Annotated in this window: 6 protein-coding genes; 4 read left to right on the top strand and 2 right to left on the bottom strand. The window is 43.1% G+C overall.

Annotation, left to right across the window (positions count from 1 at the left end):
- Positions 1 to 109 precede the first annotated feature (109 nt).
- Positions 110 to 313: an EamA family transporter gene (locus ACUVJL_RS09290; protein WP_445245578.1), complete on the top strand. Its 204-nt coding sequence runs from the start codon at positions 110 to 112 to the stop codon at positions 311 to 313.
- 21 nt (positions 314 to 334) lie between these two features.
- Here ACUVJL_RS09290 and ACUVJL_RS09285 read toward each other — a convergent pair whose 3' ends face one another.
- Together ACUVJL_RS09285 and ACUVJL_RS09280 are read right to left on the bottom strand one after the other, a co-directional pair.
- A complete protein-coding gene (locus ACUVJL_RS09285) occupies positions 335 to 1,930 on the bottom strand; it encodes an IS1182 family transposase (protein WP_445245577.1) in 1,596 nt (531 codons plus the stop codon).
- Between the two features lie 49 nt (positions 1,931 to 1,979).
- Complete coding sequence (locus ACUVJL_RS09280; RefSeq protein ID WP_445245576.1) at positions 1,980 to 2,147, bottom strand: hypothetical protein; 168 nt, start codon at positions 2,145 to 2,147, stop codon at positions 1,980 to 1,982.
- A 96-nt stretch (positions 2,148 to 2,243) separates the two neighbouring features.
- Here ACUVJL_RS09280 and ACUVJL_RS09275 point away from each other — a divergent pair, with 96 nt between their 5' ends.
- From ACUVJL_RS09275 to ACUVJL_RS09265, 3 genes are all read left to right on the top strand, one after another.
- A complete protein-coding gene (locus ACUVJL_RS09275) occupies positions 2,244 to 2,693 on the top strand; it encodes a pyridoxamine 5'-phosphate oxidase family protein (RefSeq protein WP_445245575.1) in 450 nt (149 codons plus the stop codon).
- A gap of 122 nt (positions 2,694 to 2,815) precedes the next feature.
- Complete coding sequence (locus ACUVJL_RS09270; RefSeq protein WP_445245574.1) at positions 2,816 to 2,977, top strand: hypothetical protein; 162 nt, start codon at positions 2,816 to 2,818, stop codon at positions 2,975 to 2,977.
- Positions 2,978 to 2,994: 17 nt separating this feature from the next.
- Positions 2,995 to 3,162, top strand: coding sequence for a hypothetical protein (locus ACUVJL_RS09265; RefSeq protein ID WP_445245573.1), 168 nt, complete (start codon positions 2,995 to 2,997; stop codon positions 3,160 to 3,162).
- Positions 3,163 to 3,299 lie beyond the last annotated feature (137 nt).

Genomic DNA, 3,299 nt, shown 5'->3' with positions numbered 1-3,299 from the left:
TCTATAAAATTGGTCGAAAGGTAGCTGATAATTTTAAAAAAACTATGCAAATTACTTTTGATGAATACTTGCCAAAATGGAACTATAGAGCCGTACCTCAAACTTAGTAATTCATCAAGTTATTTATTTTTCAGTCCTTAGTCAATTTATCGCATTTTTTGCCTGGTATCATGGTATGGCAATGGGTGGAGTTGCCCGGGTAGGCCAAATTCAGTTATTGCAACCATTTTTGACGCTCCTAGCTTCGGCAATGTTGCTTGGTGAAACTCTGGAGCCGATCGCCCTAGAGCGTCGGTTCAGTATTAGGAGTTGACAAAAAAAGGACTTTATGAAATTAGCCAGTGCATGAGTTCGACTCTATGCCTGGTGTAATTGGCCGAACCTTATCCATTCGAGCAATGACATGAAGATTATGGACGACAGCGACTCGCCGTAGTGAGAAAAGATTTTTCCGCTGCCCGATATAGCGAGCACGGTTCCCCTGCCAATGCCCAATATGAGCCAGAGAGTGTTCAACTGTAGTACGTTTTCTTAAGTCTATTCTACCAATAGCAGTGGATTGACGTGCTCGCAACTCTTGCATTAAGGCTTCATCAGGATGAATTGATACAGTCCGTCCTCTTTTACTATTCGTGCAACCAGATCTCAGAGGACAAATTGCACATTCATTCTGAGGAAAATGAACAATTTTTCCGGGTTCAAATGGGATACTTACCTGATTAGGACAGCTAATTAAATGCGTATCCCAGTCAAGAAAAAAAGAATTTTTATCAAACCGTCCAGAATTTTTGACCGGCCACGCCTTACAAAATATCTGTAATTTATCATCCCGTTGTGTCACCCAATGACTAGATAAATAAGCCCGAGCGATATGTAACTCAGATCGGTGAATATTTTGAGATTTTAAGTCACGTTCTAGGTCAATTGTAGCAGCAGATTCTGGAGTATTTGCGCGTGTCAACGCCACCGCGCAAACTACACCACTCTCTAAATCTTTAAGAACGTGGCGTTTATATCCATCTATTTTTTTAGAGCGGCTTTTACGCCCATGCCGCATATCTGGGTCTTCAATAGAAATGCGACGATCTTTGGCGACCCCTTTACTTAAACTCGGAACGCCTTGTGAGTCGAAAGTCACATTTTGGGATTCAATGACTCGGGCAACATCCAGAGTCTCTTGAACTACTTTAAATTCATCACAATCAGACTGGCTTTGCATCCATTCTTCCACTGAATCTAAGCTACTTAGGATAATTAAGAGTGCATTTTGACGCTCTACTGGATTATCCCAGTTTAAATTATAGGCCGTTTTTAAGCTGGAACTATTAAGGATGGGTGCACCTGCTTCCAGGGCAATTTCTGCTGGCTCCCGCCCCTGCACAGCAGCTATCATACTCACTGCTTTCCGCAAAGCATGACCCAATAGATTATATGTATCTTCGACTTTCCCGGCTCCCCATAACGGGGAGGAATCTAAAGCCGCTTTAAGTTGAGATGAGCCAAATCCACCTTTTTGTTTGGCAATTTCTACGGTGCGGTCAATTAAACGTTGGTCTAGTTCTTTTTTAATTAAGCCCTTTCTGAATCGAACCAAAGTGGCTTTGCTAAAAGGAGGACTTTCACAATTGAGACAATCAAGAACTAACTGCCAACGTTGATCCATGAGCATTTCTTCAATGACTTCATCATCTGAAATGCCTAAGTAGGCTTGCAGAATAATTGCCAAGGCAAGTTGTGCAGGAGGAACTGGGCCCTGACCTACTGTGCTGTCTTTAAAAATTGTAGCAAGTTCTTCTTGAAACTCATCATTAAATATAAATGAACGGTTCAGTCGAAGAAACGTGAATAACTTGGCTCGTTTAATGCGTTTGATAATCAACGATTCTCTTTCTGAGAGTTCAATTGGAGGATGCCATAAGTGAGGGCGCATAAGGTTTCTTCCTTCTTCCTGATTGTGAGAATTTAACAGGCTTCTCAATTCACATATCATGAACAGTTTGTTTTGTCAACTCCTGATACTGAACCGACGCCCTAGTCACGGCCTGTTTGGTTGTTGCTAGCGTAGCTGCGGGTAAAAAAGCATCAATTAAGCGGGCAGAAGATTTGTGAGGCGATCGCTTTCTCAACAGGCTGCTGACTCCCATCATTGACTTTCACATATCGATTCCATCTAACGACAGATGTAAAGCCGGGACTATTTCTCTTCAATACTAGCAATCAACTGAATTTTTAAGAGAAAAGTAATGTTAGATATTGATGAAATGAGTTCAAAAGAAATACACGAGCTGCTACACCAGGTAGGATACGGTCATCTGGGCTGCATACACGAAGGCAAACCCTACGTGATGCCAATGAATTATTATCTCGAAGATTCGGACATCTACCTGTTTACAACCGAAGGCATGAAGACTCATGACATAGACGCAAATCCCGAAATCTGTCTACAGGTTGAAGAAATACATGATCCGCTTCATTGGCGCAGCGTGATTGTGAATGGTCGAGCCTCCCGCCTCACTGTTCAGGAAGACATCGATCGGGCAATGCACTCGATCGAAGAGCGCAATCCCACGCTCTCACCTGCTATCAATCGAACCTGGATTGATGCTCAGGGACGTTCAGAAGCGATCGCAATCTACCGCATCGACGCGACTGAAATGAGCGGACGCACGACTGATGGAGTCAGCAGTCGCTAAGGACCGAGATAGCTCAAACCTTCGAGCATGAACTGAGATGTTGCACCATTCTCAATAAGGCTTTTATGGGCGGGCTCTCCTGCCCACCCCACAAGAAATTAGTTCTTTGTGGAACAGGCATCTTGCCTGTTCTTGAGAATGGTGCAAGATGTAAGATGAATGAATTTTATCCGATCGCCATTGATGCAGAGGCCATTGGCCGTGCGATCGCCTATGCCATTAAGCAGCCCGGTGATTTTGATGTGAATGAAATCATCATCGATCCGACACCTCAAGAACTTTAGACTAATAGGAAAACATCATGAAACAGCGAAAACTCGGCAATCAAGGATTAGTAGTTTCAGAGTTAGGACTGGGCTGTATGGGTATGTCCGAGTTCTACGGCATAGCCGATGAGTCAGAAGCGATCGCCAGCATTCATCGCGCCTTAGAGCTAGGCGTGACGTTGCTCGACACGGCTGATATGTAAGTAGCTAGACAAAATTAATTACATAGTTTTCTCCAAATTCTTTCAGGATTTTTTCCACAGAGGTAACAAAAGTTCCCCAACTCTTGTAAGCAGATATCTCAATCCATTCATACTTAATAAACCGCCATAAAATTTCA

This window comes from Microcoleus sp. OTE_8_concoct_300 (assembly GCF_031383065.1).
Lineage (GTDB): Bacteria > Cyanobacteriota > Cyanobacteriia > Cyanobacteriales > Microcoleaceae > Microcoleus.
Note: the sequence above shows the minus strand (reverse complement) of the source record. Positions and strands in the feature narration are given on the sequence as shown.

What these genes read in the sequence shown, in the direction of transcription:
- ACUVJL_RS09285 (WP_445245577.1), bottom strand. Translation starts at nt 1,930, where the DNA reads ATGCGCCCTCACTTATGGCATCCTCCAATTGAACTCTCAGAAAGAGAA.
- ACUVJL_RS09275 (WP_445245575.1), top strand. Translation starts at nt 2,244, where the DNA reads ATGTTAGATATTGATGAAATGAGTTCAAAAGAAATACACGAGCTGCTA.
- ACUVJL_RS09280 (WP_445245576.1), bottom strand. Translation starts at nt 2,147, where the DNA reads ATGATGGGAGTCAGCAGCCTGTTGAGAAAGCGATCGCCTCACAAATCT.
- ACUVJL_RS09265 (WP_445245573.1), top strand. Translation starts at nt 2,995, where the DNA reads ATGAAACAGCGAAAACTCGGCAATCAAGGATTAGTAGTTTCAGAGTTA.